This window comes from Arthrobacter sp. zg-Y877, assembly GCF_030373105.1.
Taxonomy (GTDB): Bacteria; Actinomycetota; Actinomycetes; order Actinomycetales; family Micrococcaceae; genus Arthrobacter_B.
Genome location: NZ_JAUCPU010000002.1, coordinates 634010 through 653464, shown reverse-complemented (window position 1 = coordinate 653464; position 19455 = coordinate 634010). Strand labels below are relative to the sequence as shown.

At 66.0% G+C, this 19455-nt stretch carries 17 protein-coding genes and 1 tRNA gene; 8 read left to right on the top strand and 10 right to left on the bottom strand.

What is annotated here, in order from left to right:
* The first annotated feature begins 46 nt into the window (after nucleotides 1–46).
* Entirely contained in the window at nucleotides 47–2671 is a 2625-nt protein-coding gene (gene clpB / locus QNO03_RS07180) for an ATP-dependent chaperone ClpB (RefSeq protein ID WP_229946854.1), read from the top strand.
* Between the two features lie 48 nt (nucleotides 2672–2719).
* Here clpB and QNO03_RS07175 read toward each other — a convergent pair whose 3' ends face one another.
* A complete protein-coding gene (locus QNO03_RS07175; protein WP_289602776.1) occupies nucleotides 2720–4429 on the bottom strand; it encodes a septum formation family protein in 1710 nt (569 codons plus the stop codon).
* A gap of 278 nt (nucleotides 4430–4707) precedes the next feature.
* On the opposite strand from QNO03_RS07175, the gene QNO03_RS07170 reads away from it, so the two are divergent.
* Nucleotides 4708–4941 (top strand): DUF3073 domain-containing protein, encoded by a 234-nt coding sequence (locus QNO03_RS07170; RefSeq protein ID WP_227912583.1) that lies wholly within the window; start codon nucleotides 4708–4710, stop codon nucleotides 4939–4941.
* Between the two features lie 171 nt (nucleotides 4942–5112).
* Here QNO03_RS07170 and purM read toward each other — a convergent pair whose 3' ends face one another.
* From purM to QNO03_RS07145, 5 genes are all read right to left on the bottom strand, one after another.
* On the bottom strand, nucleotides 5113–6228 hold the full coding sequence (gene purM / locus QNO03_RS07165; protein ID WP_289602775.1) for a phosphoribosylformylglycinamidine cyclo-ligase: 1116 nt from the start codon (nucleotides 6226–6228) through the stop codon (nucleotides 5113–5115).
* Nucleotides 6225–7784 carry an amidophosphoribosyltransferase gene (purF, locus tag QNO03_RS07160; RefSeq protein ID WP_289602774.1) on the bottom strand — a complete coding sequence of 520 codons (1560 nt, stop codon included), beginning with the start codon at nucleotides 7782–7784 and terminating at the stop codon, nucleotides 6225–6227. The genes purM and purF overlap by 4 nt, the downstream gene beginning before the upstream one ends.
* 50 nt (nucleotides 7785–7834) lie before the next feature.
* The gene (locus QNO03_RS07155) at nucleotides 7835–8155 is read right to left on the bottom strand and encodes a hypothetical protein (RefSeq protein WP_229946863.1); all 321 of its coding nucleotides are present in this window, start codon (nucleotides 8153–8155) and stop codon (nucleotides 7835–7837) included.
* Between the two features lie 76 nt (nucleotides 8156–8231).
* Nucleotides 8232–8597 carry a sterol carrier family protein gene (locus QNO03_RS07150; RefSeq protein ID WP_289602772.1) on the bottom strand — a complete coding sequence of 122 codons (366 nt, stop codon included), beginning with the start codon at nucleotides 8595–8597 and terminating at the stop codon, nucleotides 8232–8234.
* Nucleotides 8598–8601: 4 nt separating this feature from the next.
* The gene (locus QNO03_RS07145) at nucleotides 8602–9606 is read right to left on the bottom strand and encodes an asparaginase (RefSeq protein WP_289602770.1); all 1005 of its coding nucleotides are present in this window, start codon (nucleotides 9604–9606) and stop codon (nucleotides 8602–8604) included.
* Between the two features lie 280 nt (nucleotides 9607–9886).
* Between QNO03_RS07145 and purD the strand changes: the two genes are divergently transcribed.
* Nucleotides 9887–11230 (top strand): phosphoribosylamine--glycine ligase, encoded by a 1344-nt coding sequence (purD, locus tag QNO03_RS07140; RefSeq protein ID WP_289602768.1) that lies wholly within the window; start codon nucleotides 9887–9889, stop codon nucleotides 11228–11230.
* On the top strand, nucleotides 11227–12141 hold the full coding sequence (locus tag QNO03_RS07135; protein WP_289602766.1) for a phosphoribosylaminoimidazolesuccinocarboxamide synthase: 915 nt from the start codon (nucleotides 11227–11229) through the stop codon (nucleotides 12139–12141). The genes purD and QNO03_RS07135 overlap by 4 nt, the downstream gene beginning before the upstream one ends.
* Before the next feature lie 70 nt (nucleotides 12142–12211).
* Here QNO03_RS07135 and QNO03_RS07130 read toward each other — a convergent pair.
* The 3 genes from QNO03_RS07130 to QNO03_RS07120 form a co-directional block, all read right to left on the bottom strand.
* Nucleotides 12212–12288: transfer RNA gene (locus QNO03_RS07130), tRNA-Pro, on the bottom strand.
* A 142-nt stretch (nucleotides 12289–12430) separates the two neighbouring features.
* A complete protein-coding gene (locus QNO03_RS07125) occupies nucleotides 12431–13336 on the bottom strand; it encodes a metallophosphoesterase (protein WP_289602822.1) in 906 nt (301 codons plus the stop codon).
* Between the two features lie 56 nt (nucleotides 13337–13392).
* A complete protein-coding gene (locus QNO03_RS07120) occupies nucleotides 13393–15690 on the bottom strand; it encodes a transglycosylase domain-containing protein (protein WP_289602765.1) in 2298 nt (765 codons plus the stop codon).
* Between QNO03_RS07120 and sp36 the strand changes: the two genes are divergently transcribed.
* Genes sp36 through QNO03_RS07105 form a run of 3 tightly spaced genes read left to right on the top strand, consistent with a single transcriptional unit; the run spans nucleotide 15684 to nucleotide 17267 of the window.
* Nucleotides 15684–15884 carry a Sp36 family protein gene (gene sp36 / locus QNO03_RS07115; protein ID WP_442860227.1) on the top strand — a complete coding sequence of 67 codons (201 nt, stop codon included), beginning with the start codon at nucleotides 15684–15686 and terminating at the stop codon, nucleotides 15882–15884. The two genes, QNO03_RS07120 and sp36, sit on opposite strands and share 7 nt — an antisense overlap.
* Nucleotides 15881–16363, top strand: coding sequence for a RidA family protein (locus tag QNO03_RS07110; RefSeq protein ID WP_229946880.1), 483 nt, complete (start codon nucleotides 15881–15883; stop codon nucleotides 16361–16363). The genes sp36 and QNO03_RS07110 overlap by 4 nt, the downstream gene beginning before the upstream one ends.
* Complete coding sequence (locus QNO03_RS07105) at nucleotides 16356–17267, top strand: NUDIX hydrolase (RefSeq protein ID WP_289602762.1); 912 nt, start codon at nucleotides 16356–16358, stop codon at nucleotides 17265–17267. The genes QNO03_RS07110 and QNO03_RS07105 overlap by 8 nt, the downstream gene beginning before the upstream one ends.
* A 91-nt stretch (nucleotides 17268–17358) precedes the next feature.
* Here QNO03_RS07105 and QNO03_RS07100 read toward each other — a convergent pair whose 3' ends face one another.
* Entirely contained in the window at nucleotides 17359–18036 is a 678-nt protein-coding gene (locus QNO03_RS07100; protein ID WP_146360700.1) for a Crp/Fnr family transcriptional regulator, read from the bottom strand.
* A gap of 222 nt (nucleotides 18037–18258) precedes the next feature.
* On the opposite strand from QNO03_RS07100, the gene QNO03_RS07095 reads away from it, so the two are divergent.
* Nucleotides 18259–19440 carry a MarP family serine protease gene (locus QNO03_RS07095; protein WP_229946902.1) on the top strand — a complete coding sequence of 394 codons (1182 nt, stop codon included), beginning with the start codon at nucleotides 18259–18261 and terminating at the stop codon, nucleotides 19438–19440.
* The last annotated feature ends 15 nt before the right edge of the window (nucleotides 19441–19455 follow it).

The following is a 19455-nucleotide window of genomic DNA, read 5'->3' as shown; positions in this document are numbered from 1 at the left end:
AGCAGCACCCCCTGAAGTATTTCGCTGAGGTTTTTGAGGAGCCCCCGTGGACACTAAATTCACGAACAAGAGCCAGGAAGCCCTCTCGGCTGCCGCGATGAACGCCAATACTGCGGGAAACCCGCAGATTGAACCGTCCCACCTGCTGAAAGCGCTCATGGACCAGCGGCAGGGTGTGGCTGTCGCGTTGTTGAAGGCCGCCGGAGTAAATGCAGATACCGTCAGCGCGGCCGCCAGCAGCGCCATTCACCAACTTCCGTCGTCTTCGGGGTCATCGGTGGCGCAGCCGCAGTTTTCCCGGCCGCTGCTGCAGGTCATCAACGCCGCGCAGCAGGAAGCCGAGCAGCTCGGCGATGCCTTTGTTTCCACGGAACACCTCCTGCTGGGGCTGTCCCTGGACAGCGGTCCCGCCGGAAAAGCGCTGCGCGACAACAATGCCGGACATGACGCCCTGAGCGCCGTGCTCCCATCAGTACGAGGAGACCGCAAAGTGACCAATGCCGACCCGGAGAACACCTTCCAGGCCCTGGAGAAATTCAGTACCGACCTGACGGAAATGGCCCGCTCGGGCAAACTGGACCCGGTGATCGGCCGGGACGCGGAAATCCGCCGCGTCATCCAGGTGCTGAGCCGCCGGACCAAGAACAATCCGGTATTAATCGGCGAGCCGGGCGTAGGCAAAACAGCTGTCGTGGAGGGGCTGGCTCAGCGCATCGTCGCCGGAGACGTGCCCGAGAGCCTCTCCGGCAAAACCCTGCTGTCCCTTGACCTTGGGTCCATGGTTGCCGGTGCAAAGTACCGCGGTGAATTCGAGGAACGCTTCAAGGCGGTGCTCGAGGAAATCTCCAACGCCGAGGGGCAGATCGTGACCTTTATCGACGAGTTGCACACCGTCGTCGGCGCCGGTGCAGCCGAAGGGTCAATGGATGCCGGGAACATGCTTAAGCCGATGCTGGCGCGCGGGGAGCTGCGGCTGATCGGTGCCACCACGCTGAACGAGTACCGCGAGAACATTGAAAAGGACGCGGCCCTGGAGCGGCGCTTCCAGCAGGTCTATGTGGGGGAGCCCAGCGTCCCGGACACCATCGGGATTCTCCGCGGCCTGAAGGAACGCTACGAAGCCCACCACAAGGTCGCCATCGCGGACTCCGCACTGGTGGCCGCCGCGACCCTGTCCAACCGTTACATCACCGGCCGCCAGCTTCCAGACAAGGCCATTGACCTGGTGGACGAGGCAGCTTCCCGGCTGCGGATGGAAATCGATTCCGCTCCCGAGGAAATCGACGAACTCCGGCGTGCCGTAGACCGGCTCACCATGGAAGAGCTGGCACTGGCCAATGAAACCGATGAGGCCTCGATTGAGCGGCTGGCGGTCCTGCGCGAAGACATGGCCAACAAGAAGGAACAGCTGGCCGCGCTTAACGCCCGGTGGGAGGCGGAGAAGGCCGGACTGAACCGCGTCGGTGACCTCAAAGCGAAGATTGATGCGCTGCGCAGCGAAGCCGAGAAATTCCAGCGCGACGGCGACCTCACCGAAGCCTCCCGCATTCTGTACGGCGAAATTCCGGCTCTCCAGAAGGAGCTGGACGCTGCCCAGCAGGCCGAGGAGAACAACTCCGGCGAGGGAGCCAAGGAGCTTATGGTCTCCGAAGAGGTCACCGCCGATGACATCGCGGAAGTGGTCTCGGCGTGGACCGGAATCCCCTCCGGACGCATGCTGCAGGGCGAGTCGCAGAAGCTCCTCGACATGGAGGAGGCCATCGGCTCGCGCCTGATCGGGCAGGGTAAGGCGGTGGCAGCGGTGTCCGACGCCGTGCGCCGTTCCCGCGCCGGCGTCAGCGACCCGGACCGTCCCACCGGTTCCTTCCTCTTCCTCGGTCCCACCGGCGTCGGCAAGACCGAGCTGGCCAAGGCGCTGGCGGACTTCCTCTTCGACGACGAGCGGGCCATGGTGCGCATCGACATGAGTGAGTACTCCGAAAAGCACTCGGTCTCCCGCCTTGTCGGTGCACCTCCCGGCTACGTCGGCTACGAAGAGGGCGGCCAGCTTACCGAAGCGGTACGCCGCCGCCCCTACTCGGTGATCCTCCTCGACGAAGTGGAGAAGGCGCATCCCGATGTCTTCGACATCCTGCTTCAAGTGCTCGACGACGGCCGGCTCACCGACGGCCAGGGGCGCACGGTCGACTTCCGCAACGTCATCCTGATCCTCACGTCCAACCTCGGATCCCAGTTCCTTGTGGACCCGGGCCTGACCGAGGAGCAGAAGCGCGAGTCGGTGATGGCCATGGTCAACGCCAACTTCAAGCCTGAGTTCCTGAACCGGCTCGATGACGTCATCCTGTTCGACCCGCTGAGCCTTGAGGACCTGACCCGGATTGTGGACATCCAGGTACGCGCCCTCGCCAGCCGTCTGCACGAGCGCCGGCTGGTGCTGGACGTGACCGACGCTGCACGGGAATGGCTGGCGCTGACCGGCTATGACCCGGCCTACGGCGCCCGGCCGCTGCGCCGCCTGGTGCAGCGGGAGATTGGTGACCAGCTGGCGCGCGGCATCCTGGCCGGGAAGATCAGCGACGGCGACACCGTCCTGGTGGATCGCACCGCGGACGGACTGGACGGCGACGGGCTGGTGGCCGAGCCCGGTCTAACGGTGGCAGCTGTCGCCTAGCCCGGGACGGCTTCGCGCGGCGGGTACTCCCCGCCGCGCGATGTGTTTTTATTCAGCCAGCAGGGATTCCGTGAGTTCCTGGCCTTCCGGAGCAAAGACGAAGCAGTCCACGCGGCGGTCGCCGGTGGCCCAGGTCTGCTCGGTGGGAATGGACTTGGTCAGCTTCAAGCCGGGGAATTGTGTTGCCGCATCGGAGTACTTCACGGCTGCGCAGACCTCGTCGACCCGTTCTTCCAGGGCGCCGGTGCCGGGGAACGCAGCATCCTCGGTGAAGCTGTCGGTGGCAACCAGCTGTGCATCATGCGGTGTCTCGCAGGTGACAACGGTCGCCGAGGAGTTCACGTCATCCCAGTCCTGCAGGCACGCGCCGGCTTCGAGCTCGATCGGGCTGACGTCTTCGGAGAGGACTCCTTCTTCCTTGTCGTTAAACACGAACACAAACAACAGGATGGCGATGACGGCGGCCAGTACGACACCGCCGATCACGAGCAGCAGACGCGTGTTGCGTTTGCCCCTGCCGCCATCCTTTGCGGGGTCCTGGGCACCACCGGCAGGAGTTCCCATCCCGGCGGCGGAGCTGGAACGGTCTGCACCGGGGTTCTCAACGTCCGTGGATGTGCCGGCCGGCTTCCGTGCTGCCGCCCCCGCTGCTGCGGCCGCCTGGCTTTCGGCGAGCCGGCGGGACCGGCGGGTGTCGCCGGCGGGAACTGCGGCCGTGGTGGCCTCCCGTGAAGCAGCGGTGTCGACGGCTTTAGGCTCCTGGTCGGGAAGCGCGCCCGTCACGGGTGCTGCGGCGTTTATGCCGTGCAGGGGGTCCGCCCCACCGGCATGTGGTTCCGCCGCCGGTTTCTCGACGGCCTCCACTCGGTTCACCGTGTCCGCAGCCGGTTCCTGACCGGCGTCCACAGGGCTCTCCGTGCCTGACTCGGCGGGGGTCCCGGGCTCCTGGGTGTCCTTTCCCGGTTTCGCCTCCGTGTCCTTCGCGGGATCAGCCGCCGTTTCACCGGCGCTCTCAGCCTTTTCGGCTGCGGGTTCGACGACCTCCTCAGGCTCCCCTGCGGCCTCGGTTCCGGCCTCCGCACCAGGCGCCGTTTCCGGGGCTTCAGCGGTGTCGGAACCTTCGGCGTCGTCAGTTGCAGCGTCGTCCCCGGCGTCGGAACCGGCAGCCTCGCTGCCGGACTCTGCCTCTGCCTCCGTCGCAGTAGCTTCGGGAGCATCAGCATCAGCATCAGCACCCGCGTCTTCGAGTACAGCAGTGCCGGAGCCTTCAGTGTTCACCGGAATTTCGGCGCCGGCGGGCGCGGGTTCGAGTCCGGAAAGGCGTCCTGCTTCAGCGGCATTGGCCTCCACGGCGGCGGTTTCCGAGGCGACTTCGTCCAGCTCCGCAGCTTCTACGGCGTCCTCGCCCAGCGCCGGATCGGCCAGTGAGGGTTCTTCCAGTTCCAGGTCCTCGGGTGCCACGACTACGGGTTCCGCGGGGAGGTCTGTGTTGGGAGTTTCATCACCAGCGGCCAGGCCTTGATCGGCGCCTTCACCAGCGGCACCGTCCCGATCGTCACCTTTCGCATCCGCAGTGGGCATTTCACCGTCGGCAACACCCTCAAAGCTGCGTTCCCACACCCCGGCATCGTGGTTTCCGTCTTCGGAAAGCCATGCGGGGGAGTCCGAATGTGCGCTCAGATCAGGGAAGGCACCCGGCGTACTGTCCTTCTCCGGTGGCGGAAAACCCGCTGCCGGTGTATTTTTCTGATCGCTCATGGTGAACGTCTGTCCTCCCTGTAGGCGGCGCCGTAATGCACCCCAAAACTGTCTCTACCTCCGACTTTAGCCAATATCGAGGGGCGGGGCGCGGAGGAAGGCCTGCCGGGACTGCTGCGCAAGTGCCCGGACTCCACCTCCCTGCAGTGGTGGAGGGGCACAAGGGCGCGGGAAAGCATGTAACCTGTACTTACGACAAATTGACCAAATATTCCGGGGCCCTCGTTCATCTGCCCGAACGACTAACCTCCGGATCGACGCAAAAAGGGGGTCACGCCATGGGGCGCGGCCGTCAAAAGGCAAAAGCAACCAAGCAGGCCCGGGAGATGAAGTACTTCACCCCGGCCACGGACTACTCGGCGCTTCAGCGCGAGCTCTCAGGACCGACGAGTCGTCCATCCAGTCGATATCCCGAGGAACCGGCTGAGCCCGACTACTCGGCGTACGAAGATAAGTACGCGGATCAATTTGGCGACGATGACGATGATGAGGGTAACCGCCGCGCAGGCTAGCGGTGCGTTCCTCAAAGACGTTGGCCAATTGCCATCCTTCAGCGGATCACCTAAGGGTGCATCCGCTGAATGGCGTTAAGATGCTTTTCTAGAAAGCTAGAGCCAAACCTAAGGCCTCGAACCCGGTAAGCGGGGTCGAGGCCTTAGCTATGCGGCGGGGCAGGGGGGGGGCTAGGCGTAGGCTCCGACGAGCCGCACGGCGCCGCCGTCGACCCCCTTGGCACCCTGGACAAAATCAGGATCGGCGCCGGCCGGGGTTTCGGACTGCCTGACGGTGCCCATGACCCATGCAGGGACCCCGCGGGCAGCGAGCCGGCTGAGCGCGGCGTCAGCGCCACCCGCGTCGACGATCGCCACCATGCCGACGCCGAGGTTCAGTGTCCGTTCCAGGTCCGGCTGTGGAACATTGCCCAGCTCGGCAATCAGCTTGAAGACGGGAGGCAGCTCCCACGTGGCGCGGTCTACGGTGGCCTGCAGCCCCTTGGGCAGCACACGGGCGAGATTCGCCGCCAGACCGCCACCGGTCACGTGGCTGAAGGCGTGGACGCCGGCGGCTTCGTAGCGGGCCAGGTCCAGGCAGTCGGCGGCGTAGACCCGGGTAGGCTCCAGCAGTTCCTCGCCCAGGGTGCGTCCCAGTTCGGAAACCTGGCGTTCGAGCTGCCACCCGGCACGGTTGATGACGTGGCGGACCAGTGAATAACCGTTGGAATGGATGCCCGATGATGCCATGGCGATGACTACGTCTCCACTGCGCACGCGGTCCGGGCCGAGCAGGCGGTCCGCTTCCACCACGCCGGTGGCCGCGCCGGCGACGTCGTACTCGTGCTCACCGAGGAGGCCGGGGTGCTCGGCGGTTTCCCCACCCACCAGGGCCGTCCCGGCCACCTCGCAGGCCGCCGCGATGCCGCGGACGATGGCTGCGATCCGCTCCGGCACCACCTTGCCGCAGGCGATGTAATCGGTCATAAAGAGCGGTTCGGCACCCACCACCACGATGTCGTCCACCACCATGCCCACCAGATCGAACCCGATGGTGTCATGGATGTCCAGGGCCTGGGCAATCGCGACCTTGGTACCCACTCCGTCGGTGGACGTTGCCAGCAGCGGCTTCCGGTACGTAAGCAGACGGGAGGCGTCGTAGAGGCCTGCGAACCCGCCTACCCCGCCCAGGACCGAGGAGTTGTGGGTGGCCTTCACCGCCGCCTTCATCAGCTCAACGGCTCTGTCTCCGGCTTCGACATCCACCCCTGCGGAGGCGTAGGTGATGGAGGTGTCGGCGGCGTTCATACGGCCTCTTTCTTTTCAGTATCGGTAAGCAGGTTCTCGAACTCGCTGTCAGGACCCGGATCGCATCCGGTGGCTCCGCTGTCCTCCGCAGGATTGGACGGCTCCAGCAGGCTCTTGCCGAGGCGGTCCGCGGACGGCAAGGCGATCGGGTAGCTTCCCGTGAAGCAGGCTGTACACAGCCGCTCCCGCGGCTGCATGGTCGCGTTGATCATCCCGTCCTCGGAAATGTACGCCAGGCTGTCGGCGCCGATGGACGCACAGATTTCCTCCACCGCGGCGCCGTTCGCGATCAGTTCGGCACGTGAGGCGAAGTCGATCCCGTAAAAACAGGGCCACTTGACCGGGGGAGAGGAAATCTTGACGTGGACCTCGACGGCCCCGGCCTCGTGCAGCATGCGTACGATGGCCCGCTGGGTATTGCCGCGCACGATCGAGTCATCCACCACGATCACCCGTTTGCCGCGGATCACGGATTCCAACGCATTCAGCTTGAGCTTGATGCCGAGCTGGCGGAGGGTCTGGCTGGGCTGGATGAATGTACGCCCCACATAGGAGTTCTTGACGAAACCGTGCGCGAAGGGGATCCCGGACTCCTCCGCGTAGCCCACCGCTGCCGGGGTGCCGGACTCGGGGACCGGGATGACGATATCCGCCTCGACCGAGTTTTCCCGCGCCAGCTGCCGGCCCATCTCGACGCGGGATTCATAGACCGAACGGCCCGCGATCGTGGCGTCGGGGCGGGCAAGGTAGACGTATTCAAAGACGCAGCCCGCCGGCGTCGGCTCTCCGAAGGTGCGGCTGCGCACACCGGATTCGTCGATCGCGATGAATTCCCCCGGTTTGATCTCGCGGATGAAGCTGGCACCCACTGTGGCGAGGGCGGACGCTTCGGATGCCACCACCCAGCCGCGTTCCAGGCGTCCCAGCACGAGCGGGCGGACCCCAAAGGTGTCCCGGGCGGCGTACAGGGTGCCCTCGTCCATAAACACGAAGGAAAACGCACCACGGAGCTTCGGCAGCAGTTCCATCGCGGTGTCCTCCAGGGACCGTCCGTCGCTGCCGTTGAGCAGCGCGGTGACCAAAGCCGTGTCGGAGGTGTTGCCCTGGGCGATTTCACCGGCACGGGGCCGGCCCTCACGTTCGAGGATCTGCTCGTACAGCTCCGCCGAGTTGGTGAGGTTGCCGTTGTGGGCCAGGGCCACGGTGCCGCTCGCGGTGGCCCCGAGGGTGGGCTGCGCGTTGGCCCAGTGCGAGGCGCCGGTGGTCGAGTACCTGCAGTGCCCCACCGCAATGTGCCCGACAAGCGTATTGAGCGTGGTTTCGTCGAAGACCTGGGACACCAGTCCCATGTCCTTGTACACGCTGATGCGGTTGCCGTCGCTGGTGGCAATGCCGGCGGATTCCTGTCCGCGGTGCTGTAGTGCGTAGAGCCCGTAATAGGTAAGTTTCGCTACCTCTTCGCCGGGGGCCCAGACTCCGAAGACACCGCAGGCATCCTGCGGGCCTTTTTCGCCGGGGAGTAGATCATGGGAAAGCTGTCCGTCTCCGCGTGCCATGTGAGCATTCTCTCACGTTGCGGCTGCCGCGGAGGCAGTGTGCCCAACCGTTACGACGACGCCTGTCCCGGGCCCTGGGCCTCAGTGGAATCCACGCTTTCCACCATGGAGCGGCGGGCCCTGCGGACGCTGATCCAATCGAGGATGAGGGCGGTCAGGGCTCCCAGCAGCAGTCCGGGGAGGGCGAACATCATGGTGAAGAACCCGAGGGTCGCTTCACGGGTGAAGCCGGGGTTCTCGGCTCCGCCGTAGGCGACGAAGAGGGCAGCAATAAACCCGGCGACCACGCCCAGGGCCAGGAAAGGGACGAAGCGGGGGGCGCGGCGGACCGTAATCTCGCGGCGTTCAGGGCTGTGCTGCTCGGAAACCATAGGTCGATTCTACCGTCCGGGCGGGCCCGTCCGGCCCGTTGCCGTTCCCACACGGGACAGCGGAAAAGCCTGCTGCCTAGGAACCGCTGCCGAAGAGCGGCAGCACGCCCGCCAGGTCCGCGCGCAGCCCCGAGGCCGCCACCTTGCCCGCTGCGACGGCATCGGTCCAGGACTGTGCGCCCGTGACCAGCGCGAGCCAGGTGGCGCCGTCGGTCTCGATGACATTCGGGGGAGTGCCGCGGGTATGCCGGGGGCCGGCCACGCACTGGGTGACGCCGAACGGCGGGACGCGGACCTCCACACTGTTGCCGGGTGCGCGTTCGGCAAGTTCCTCCAGCGAATAACGCACCGCCATTGCGGTGGTGCCCCGGTCCGTTCCTCCGGCGGCCACTGCCTGCAGCGCGGCCCGGCCGTCTTCTCCGGAAATCCGGCGCCGTGCCACCCTGCTAGCCCAGCAGTGCGGTGACGGGTGCGCCCAGGCGCAGGCTCCCCACCGGGACGCCGCCGCCGAGCACCGGCTGCATGATCTTGTCCAGCACCTTCTCGACCGCCACGGGATCGACGGCGCCGCTGGCGGCCAGCAGCGTCAGTCCCACCAGGGATGCGGCGCGGGTGTTGCCGTCAAGCATTTTCAAGGCCACCGAGACGCCCGTGTCGGTGCCCAGCACCAGGACACCTTCGGCGCCGTTCTTGGCGATGATGCCCAGGTCTTCCATCACGATGGAGTTCTCCCGGCCGTGGCCGTGGACAGCCCACGGGTAGTCAAGCATGGCCGTGGCAACCGTCGCCGCGCGGGCGTTGCCGTGCTTGCCGGACGGCGCCTTGGACAGCCGGCCGATCCCCCGGGCCAGTCCGGTGAGGGACACGGCAGCCAGTGGTGCGCCGCAGCCGTCCACGGCCCAGTGCTTCACGGTCTCACCGGTGAATTCTTCGATTACCTCGGCGATCCTGCGCTGCAGCGGATGCTGCGGTTCCAGGTAGGTGGCATGGTCCCAGTTGTTCTCGGTGCAGGCCCAGAGGAAGGCGGCGTGCTTTCCGGAGCAGTTGAAGGCGATCCGCTGCGGCCCCTTGCCCCCGCGGATCAGTTCGTTGCGGGCCTCGGTGTCCTGCGGCCAATCCGCCGGGCACTGCAGGTGCTCCTCGGTCACGCCGGCGGCGGCCAGCATGCCGCGGACGACGTCGGTGTGTTCACGGGACCCGACGTGGCTGGCGGCTGCCAGGGCCACCTGCGGTCCGCGCAGCGGGACCCCCGACTGCATGGCGGCGACAGCCTGGAAGGGCTTGAGCGTGGAGCGCGGGAAAATCGGCGTGGTGATGTCACCCAGTTCCGTGACCACCGATCCGTCAGCGGCCATCACGACGGCGGAGCCGATGTGCCGGGATTCAATAAAGCCGTTGCGCTCGAGTACTGCCAGTTCAACGGCGTCGGACGCGGTAAAAGTTGCGTTCATAGTATTCAGTCTAAAGGGGTGCGGGGGGCGAACCGGCGATGACGGCCCCGGCACCGCCGTCGATCTCGTTGCCCCCCGCTGCTCCGCGGCGCACGTCCTGCGCTGCAGTGGCCGCAGTTCCACTATCGAGCCGCGTCCGGTTACCTGCAATGGAACCGGGCCTTACAGGTAGAGGCAGAGGGGAAAGAGGCAGCGCCCGGCGGAACCCCACCGTGTGGCCGCCGCGTCATGTTGGGTGGATACTTCAGGCAGTCCACCGCAGCAAGTACCCTGATCTACTGTGAAGGTTCTCGTTGTTGGCCCAGGCGGCCGCGAACATGCCCTTGTCCGAGCACTCCTGGCCGATCCCTACGTCCGCGAGGTCCACGCAGCCCCCGGCAATGCGGGCATTGCCCAGCTGGTCCCGGTCCACGCCGTTGACGCCAATGACCCCGCTGCGGTCACGGAACTGGCCCGCAGCCTCGGCTCCGATCTGGTGGTCATCGGCCCGGAAGCGCCGCTTGCCGCCGGAGTGGCAGATGCCCTGCGCGAAGCGGGCTTCGCGGTCTTCGGCCCGTCGCAGGCTGCCGCACAGCTCGAAGCCTCCAAGGCCTTCGCCAAGCAGGTCATGGCAGCGGCCAACGTGCCCACCGCCATGGCGCGGGTAGCCAGCTCCCTCGAGGAGGCCTCGGACGCGCTGGACACTTTCGGCACCCCGTACGTGGTCAAGGACGACGGGCTTGCCGCGGGTAAGGGCGTGGTGGTGACCTCGGACCGGGATGAGGCCCTCGACCACGCCCGGGCCTGCTTCGACGCCGGCGGCAGCGTCGTCATCGAGGAATTCCTGGACGGCCCCGAAGTTTCGCTCTTCGTACTGTCCGACGGCCGGCATGTGGTGCCGCTGGCTCCTGCCCAGGATTTCAAACGGATCTTCAACGACGACGCCGGCCCGAACACCGGGGGCATGGGCGCCTATTCGCCGCTGGACTGGGCTCCGGCCGGGTTGGTGCAGGAAGTGGTCCGCCGGGTCGCGCAGCCGACCATCGACGAAATGGCATCCCGCGGCACTCCCTTTGTCGGCGTCCTCTACTGCGGGCTGGCCCTGACCACGCGCGGGGTGCGGGTCATCGAATTCAATGCCCGCTTCGGGGATCCCGAGACGCAGGCGGTGCTGGCCCGGTTGAAGACCCCGCTCGGCGGACTCCTGATGGCGGCGGCCACAGGCAGCCTCGACGCCATGGAACAGCTCAAATGGGACCCCCGGCCCGCCGTCGCCGTGGTGGTGGCCGCCGAAAACTATCCGGACAGCCCGCGGACCGGGGACCGGGTGCGCGGCTTGAAGAAAGCCGGACGGCTGGAAGGCGTACATGTGCTGCACGCCGGCACCAGGCTGAAGAAGGACAAGGTGCGCAGCGCCGGCGGCCGGGTGCTGGCCGTCGTCGGGCTGGGCACGGATTTGGAAGAGGCGAGGAGCCGCGCCTACGCCGGCGTCGACCTCATCCGGCTGGAAGGGTCCCAGCACCGCACAGATATTGCCCTCAAGGCTGCCCGCGGCGAAGTGCGGGTGCCGGAAGGCAGTGCGGGAGTGGACGGCGGCGGGGCAGCGCCGGAACCCGATGTTGCCCATGAGGGGGAACTGGCGTGAGCGGGACGGACAACCCGGCCGGCGGCGCCCCCCGGCTGCCGGGCTGGCGGCACCTCTATTCCGGTAAGGTCCGGGACCTGTACGTTCCGGAGGGCGCGGAGGGCGCCGGTGACCGTGTGCTCGTGGTGGCCAGCGACCGGATCAGTGCCTATGACCATGTCCTGGGCAGCACCATCCCGGACAAGGGCAGGATCCTGACCCAGCTCAGCCTGTGGTGGTTTGACCAGCTCGGGGACATCCCGCACCATGTGATCTCCGCGAACGAGGGCGTTCCCGGGGCGGTCGCGGGGCGGGCAATGATCTGCAGGAAGCTGGAGATGTTCCCGGTCGAGTGCATCGCCCGCGGCTACCTCACCGGTTCCGGGCTGACCGAGTACACGGCAGCCGGGACCGTCTGCGGGCTGCCGCTCCCGGACGGGCTCCAGGATGGGTCCCGGATTGAACCGGCGATCTTTACCCCTTCGGCCAAGGCAGAGCAGGGCGAACACGACGAGAACATCACCTATGAAGCGGTGGTGGACACGGTGGGCGCCGGCACCGCGGAAGAGCTGCGTTCGCTGACGCTGCAGATCTACACCCGGGCCGAAGCCGTTGCCCGGGAACGCGGGATCATCCTTGCCGACACCAAGGTGGAGTTCGGGAGGGACCCGCTGACCGGTGCCGTCACCCTGGGGGATGAGGTGCTGACCCCGGACTCGTCCCGTTTCTGGGACGCGGCGCTGTACTCGCCGGGGAAGGCCCAGCCGTCCTTCGATAAGCAGTACGTACGGGACTGGCTGACCTCCTCGGCATCGGGTTGGGACAGGCATTCCGACGCCGCTCCGCCGCCCCTGCCGGCCGACGTCGTCGAACGCACCCGGGCCAGGTACGTGGAGGCCTATGAGCGGCTTACCGGGGAGACCTTCGCCTGATCCGGCCCGGCGCCCCACCCGGTGCTTAACGCAAAAGTGTCCGGTCAGATTTCTCTGACCGGACACATGCTGGTCGGGGTGACAGGATTTGAACCTGCGACCTCGTCGTCCCGAACGACGCGCGCTACCAAGCTGCGCCACACCCCGTAACCACTGCTTTCCAAGGTGTTTGACCACCTCGCGAAGCAACTTTACAAGGATACTAGAGAATCCCGGATTCCGCGAAACGGACCCCCGGCGGGGCCACCGGACGCCCGGACCGGGCCGGTTTCCGGCTCGGAAAAGGGGCTCAGGAGTCGCGGGCTGCCAGCGTCAGCAGGACCGCTTCGGGGCGGCAGGCAAAGCGCACCGGGGCGAACCGGGAGGTACCGATGCCGGCCGATACGTTCAAGGGCACCCGCCGTCCGGCATGCGCCCATGAGGTCAGGCCTCGGGCCTGCCACGTCGGCAGGTCGCAGTTGCTGACCAATGCGCCGTAGCCCGGGATGCAGACCTGCCCGCCATGGGTATGCCCGGCGAGGATGATGTCGGCTCCACCGCCGGTGAACTGGTTGAGCACCCGCTGGTAGGGAGCATGTGCGACGCCGATCTTCACTTCGGGGGCTGCACTGGTTCCCGCAGCAGCGGTGTTGTCCGCCGGCACGTCGTCTCCGGCAAAACCCGGATACCTGTCGCGCTGCAGATGCGGGTCATCAACGCCGGAAAAATTCAACCGCAGGCCCGGAAGGTCCAAAGTGCTGCTGGTATTCGTCAGATCCTGCCACCCGGCGTCCTGGAACGACCCGAACAGTGTGGTCCAAGGGAGTTCCTTCGGCTCGCGCGTGTGCTTCGACGGCCCGGTGAAATAGGTAAACGGGCTCTTCAACACCGGCGCGTAGTAATCATTGGACCCCGGGACAAAAACACCCGGGAACCGCAGCACGGGCTTCAACGCCTCAAGCACCGCGGGAACGGCCTGGGGGTGGCTCAGGTTGTCGCCCGTGTTGACCACGAGGTCCGGCTCCAGATCCGCAAGGCCCTGCAGCCAGCGGACCTTGCGGTCCTGGCCGGGAACAAAGTGGATGTCCGATAGGTGCAGGACACGCAGGGACGGGCTTCCGGCCGGAAGGACGCGGACCGTTTCCTCCCGGACACCGAAGCGGTTCCGTTCAATCAGGACGCCGTAGGCAAGGGCCGCAGCCCCGGTTCCGGCCATGCCGCCGGCCAGCCAGGCAGCTTTCCGTCCGGCGGACGCAAGGGGAGAATCAGCCACTAGCCGTTCCCCCCGCCGCCGCCCTCCGGCGGCGTCGGGCCCGCGGCGGGGGGCGCCGGCGGGGAAGCAGGCGGGGATGCGGGCGGGGAGGCGGGCGCTTCTGCTGGCGGGGATGCGGCCGGCGACGCTGCCGGGGACGCCGGCGGCGTGGCACGGGGAGACGAATTGCCGCCGATCATGCTGGCGGGCGGATTGGTAAACGGCTTGGCCTCGTACTGGCCCGCAATCCGCTGGACGAAGTTCTTCCACGAGGGACCGGCGATCAGGGATCCGTCAATTTCGGGATAGATCCGTCCACCAATCAATTTGTCCGACATGGTGGTGTTGTTGGCTTTCCAGTTGCCCAGCCAGGAGGCCGTCACCATGCCGCTGCTGTAGCCCATGAACCAGGTCTGGGAGCGGAAGTCATTGGTGCCGGTCTTTCCTGCTGTCGGCACGCCGACCTGCAGGTTGATACCGGAACCGTTGGTCATGACCCGCTGCGTAGCCATATTCACGCCCTGGGCAACCTCCTTGCGCATCACCTGCTCGCAGGATTCCTCCGGCACCTTATATGTGGAGCCGTCAGCTCCGGTCACCGATTCAAGGGCGATCGGTTCGCACTTGAGGCCCTCCGCGGCGAACGTGGCGAACCCGGTGGCCATGGACAGCGGCGAAACGTCATCGCCGCCGCCGAAGGTGGAGGGAGGATCCACGGACAGCATCTCCACTTCGCCCTCGGCGCTCTTACCCTTATGCACGCCGGCTGCAAAGGCCATCTCCTGGTACTTGCAGAGGTCCAGCTCGCGTGCTGAGGACAGGGTGATGGTGTTGTAGGACTGTGCGAGACCATCCAGGACGGTCGTGTTCTTGTAGTTCTTGTCGCCGTAGTTAATGGGCGTCCAGGGATCCGTGCTCACATAGGCGCCGCCCTGGTAGCAGCTGGCATTCCAGCGGGTACCTGCCGGGTAGGTCCGCTTGCTGCCGTTCAGTGTTGTGTTCAGCGTCTTCCCCGCGTCCAGCCAGGCGGCAACCGTGAACGGTTTGTAGGTGGAACCGGGCTGGAAGCCACCCAGACCGTTGATGTACTTGTTCGGGTCACCGTCCAGGTAGGCATCGACATTGAAGTTCTGGACCGAGTTGCCGTCCGCCAACTCCGGGGTGAACCGGGTGTTTTGGGCCATAGTGAGGATCTTGCCGGTGCCGGGTTCCATGCTCACCATCGAGTGGCCGATTTCGGCGTCGGTGGTGTCCGGGTTGGCGGTCTCATTCACGGCCGTCTGTGCGGCGTTCTGGAACGTTGAGTTCAGGGTGGTCTTGATGCTCAGTCCGCCGCGGTAGAGCAGCTTCTTGCGGTCCTCCGGCGTGGCGCCGAAGTTTTCGTCGTTCAGGACCAGCTGCATCACGTAGTCACAGAAGTAGGGTGCCTGCTCGGCTCCAACGCAGCCGCTGAGGACGGGGGTGATCTGCAGCCCCAGCTCCGTGACGACGGACGCGTCAAACTCCTCCTGGGTGATGCGGCCCTTGTCCAGCATGGCCTGGAGGACCAGGTTGCGGCGCTCCAGGGCGCGTTCCGGGTTCTGTTCCGGGCTGTAGAAGGTGGGACCGTTGACGACGCCGGCCAGCAGCGCGGACTGCGCCACGTTCAGGTCCTTGGCATCGACATTGAAGAAGTAGCGGGCGGCGGCCTGTACGCCGTAGGTGGTGCCGCTGAAGGGGACGATATTGAAGTAACCTTCAAGGATTTCGTCCTTGCTCAGCTCTTTTTCCACGGCAATGGCAAGCTTCATTTCGCGCAGCTTGTCACCCACCGATTTACCACCGCTGAAAACAACTTCCTTGTTGTTCTGCAGGTTGGTGTCAATGATGACGTTGTTTACATATTGCTGCGTGATGGTTGAGGCGCCGCGCGTGCTGTCGCTGGTTGCGTTGGATACCAGAGCGCCCATGATGCCCTGCAGGTCCACGCCGCCGTGGTCGTAGAACCGGTCGTCTTCGATGGCCAGCATTGCGTCGACCATGTTGGGGGACACCTGGTCGAGGGTCACCGGCTGGCGGTTCTCGTCATACACCGTCGCGATCAGGGCGCCGTCGTTGGCGAAGATCTTCGTGGGGGTGGCGAGGGCTCCGCGCTGCAGTTCCGAAGGGAGCTGGTCGAAGAACTGAATCGAGCCGGAGGCGGCGGTGCCGGCTGCTGCGGCTACCGGAACCAGGAGACCGGCTGCCAGGACTCCGCAAAGAGCACTGATGCCGAAGAACGCGACGAGCTTTCCGAGGGTGGTCGCCGTGTCAAAGAACGGTGATTTGCGTGCTGCCATGCGAGACAGTCTACAAGCACGTTAGGCTTTCCCTTATGACCAAATGGGAATACTTCATTACGCCTCTTCCACTGCACACACCCGGGCAAGTCCTTAATATGCACGGGGAAGAAGGATGGGAGCTGGTGCAGATCGCTGCAGGGCCCAACGGAAACGGTTCCGTTGCCTACATGAAACGTGAAAAAAGCCAGTGACTTCCGCCCCCGGTGCAGTATCGGCCGTTGAAATCCGGCTCCGGGAACTGGGGCTGGCCCTTCCGGCCGTCGCATCTCCGGTGGCGGTGTACGTCCCGGCTGTAATCACCGGAAACCTGGTGTACACGTCCGGCCAGCTGCCGTTCGTCGACGGGGTCCTGCCGGCCACGGGCAAGGTGGGTGCCGGGGTGGGCGCCGAAGAGGCTGCTTCCTATGCAGCCATCTGCGCCGTCAATGCACTGGCCGCGGTGAAGGCGCAGATTGGTGATCTTGACCGCGTCAGCCGGGTGGTGAAGGTAGTGGGCTACGTCGCCTCCGACCCTTCATTCACCGGCCAGCCTGCCGTCATCAACGGCGCATCCGAACTCCTGGGTAAGGTCTTCGGGACGGCTGGAAGCCACGCCCGCTCCGCCGTCGGCGTTGCGGTACTGCCACTGGACGCCCCGGTTGAAGTAGAAATGATCGTTGAATTTGCCTAACCCGACCGTCCGGCTTTTCCCCGTAGCCCCCTCACAGCGGGTGGCGGCTCAAAGCTGGTTTGAACGTCCGGACCGGACGCCCCGCAAACCGCGGCTGGCGTCATCAGTCGTGCTGCTCCGCGACTCACCGCGCGGCACGGAAACCTATCTGTCCTACCGGCGCGGCGAGTCCCCCTTGGGGAAGGTGGCCTTCCCGGGCGGGAGCATCGAAGAGAACGACGACGCCACGGTCGCCTGGTACGGTCCCGCGCCGGCCGTATGGGCCAAGACAATGGGCGCGGACGATGCCCGGCTGGCGCGCCGCCATGTGGTGGCGGCCATCCGTGAGCTGTTCGAGGAAACGGGCATCCTTCTGGCGGGTCCCGACGAATCGTCGCTGCTGGAAGGCAACCGGGGTCCGGAGTGGATGGCTGCAAGGACCGCGGTTGCAACCCAGGATGCCTCCTTCCTGGAATTGCTGGGCCGCCGTGGCCTCGGCTTGAGGACGGACCTGCTGCGTCCGCTGTCCAACTGGCACAGCGCGGATTTTGCCCTGCGCCGCTTTGACACCCGCTATTTTGCGGCGGTCCAGCCGACCGGGCAGGACGCGACACTGCTGGAGGGCAAGGGCGTCTGGGCGGACTGGAAACCGGCAGCGGACGTTATTGCAGCGCGGGACACCACTGCTCTAGGCGACGAAATCGGCCAGCCGGACACCACCGGACTGACCCTGGGCGAGCTGGTGGTCCCCGCCGTCGAACTCACGCTGGAAAAGGTCGCCTCGGCCCGCGGCTGCATCGCGTATCTCTCCAGCCGCCGGCCTGCGGCGGTGTACCGCCCTGAGCTGGTCGAAGTGGACGGCGAACCGTGCGTAGCGGTGCGCCCCGCCAGCGGCGCCGAAGGCTCTTCGCAGCATGGGCGCTAGGGGTCAAAGGACCCCTGTTGCACATTTGTGCACAATAAAGGCGGCGCCGGTCCCCGGGACCGGCGCCGCCTTTATTGGTTTTCTTCGTGCTTTAGCGGGAGCGCTGGCGCAGCCGCTGGACGTCAAGAATGACAACCGCGCGGGCTTCGAGGCGCAGCCAGCCACGCTGGACAAACTCGGCCAGGGCCTTGTTCACCGTCTCGCGGGAAGCGCCGACCAGCTGGGCCAGCTCTTCCTGCGTGAGCTCGTGTGCCACCAGGATGCCATCGGTCGCGGGGCGGCCGAAGCGGTCCGCAAGGTCCAGCAGGGCCTTGGCGACGCGGCCGGGAACGTCGGAGAAAACGAGGTCCGCGAGGGACTCGTTGGTGCGGCGCAGGCGGCGGGCCAGTGCCTGCAGCAGCTGCACGGAAACCTCGGGCCGCGTTTCGATCAGGGCCCGCAGGTTCTCGTGGCGCAGACCGGCAAGCCGGGTCTCGGAAACGGCGGTGGCCGTGGCGTTGCGCGGGGACGGGTCAAACAGTGCCATCTCGCCGAACAGTTCGCCGGGGCCGAGGATGGCCAGCAGGTTCTCCCGGCCATCCGGGGCGGAGCGGCCAAGCTTGATCTTGCCGGAGACGATGAAATAGAGCTGGTCGCCCTGATCGCCTTCGCGGAAGACGGAGGCGCCGCGTGAGAGGTCGACCTCAGTGAGCTCTTCGGTCAGGGCGGCGAAGACGTCGTCTCCCAGAGAGGCGAACAACGGCGCGCGGCGCAATACCTCGATATCCATGAAATCTCCTGTAAATAGTGGTCTCTACCTATTATCTTGCCGTACGTCACGCACCTATGACACCTGAAGCACGTTTGTTCACCTGCAGGGGTGAAAAAGAGGGAAAGGCCACAGCCGGCCAGGCCAGGGCTTATACCGGCTTCTGAAGGTTGTCCGGATAAACTCGTTCCTTGCAGCGGTCTTCCACCGCCCGCCACCCGATTGACACACTTGGAGCTCTTAGTGCTCGGATTGACACTTCTGGACATCATCCTGCTCCTCGTCCTGCTCTTCTACCTGGTTGCAGGGCTGCGCAACGGACTGGTGGTAACCCTCGGCGGAATAGTCGGCTTCGTGGCCGGCGCCGTGGCGGCTTTCTTCGCCATTCCGCTGGTGACCGGCTGGGTTCCGGACAACGGCTGGCGGCTGACGGCGGTGATCGCCACAGCGGTAGTCCTGGTGCTGGTAGGGCATGCCGCCGGAGCTGCGCTGGGCGGCATGATCCGCCGCTGGATGAATTTCCCGCCGCTGCGGTTCCTGGACCGGGTGCTCGGCGGTGCCGCGAACCTGGTGGTTGCCGCCCTGGTCATGGCCATGCTCGCCTTCAGCGTCACGACCCTGGGCGTGCCGTTCCTGTCCCAGCAGATTGCCGCCTCCAAGGTGCTCACCGCCATTGACGACGCCACTCCCGAGCAGGTGAAGACATGGAGCGCCCAGATCCGGTCCTTCACCGTCTCCGAAGGGCTGCCGACCATCCTCGACAGCGCTGCACCGCGGGCCGTTGCACCACCCAGTGCCGAAGTGAGTTCCCCGGCACTCCAGACCGCATCCGCATCGGTGCTGAAGATCACCGGTACGGCCTACCAGTGCGGACAGAACCAGACCGGTTCCGGTTTCGTGGTGGCGGATGACCGTGTGGTCACCAACGCGCACGTAGTCGCCGGCGTGAATGAGCCCGTGGTGGAAGTGCCCGACGGCACCGTGCTGCCGGGCCGGGTGGTCTATTTCGATCCCGCACGGGACCTGGCGGTCCTGGCCGTGGACGACCTCGACGCCGACCCCATTCCGGTGGGGGAGCCGCTGGCTCCCGGCGCAACTGCCGCCTTTGCCGGTTACCCGGCGGGCGGACCCTTCCGGCTGCAGGCCGCCAGTGTCGAGGGGCTTTCCGATGTTTCCGTCCGGGACATCTACGGGTCCTCACCCGAGGTGCTCGAGGTCTACACCCTGGCCGCAAATGTGCAGCAGGGTAATTCCGGCGGGCCGCTGCTCGACGTCGACGGCCGGCTGGCCGGGGTTATATTCGCCAAGACCACCAGCGACCAGCCGATCGGCTATGCCCTGTCGCTGGCCGAGGTGGGCCCCGTGGTGGATGCAGCGCCCGGTTACAGCAGTCCGGTTTCAGCCGGCCAGTGCACCAGTAAATAGGACGGCGCCGGGACT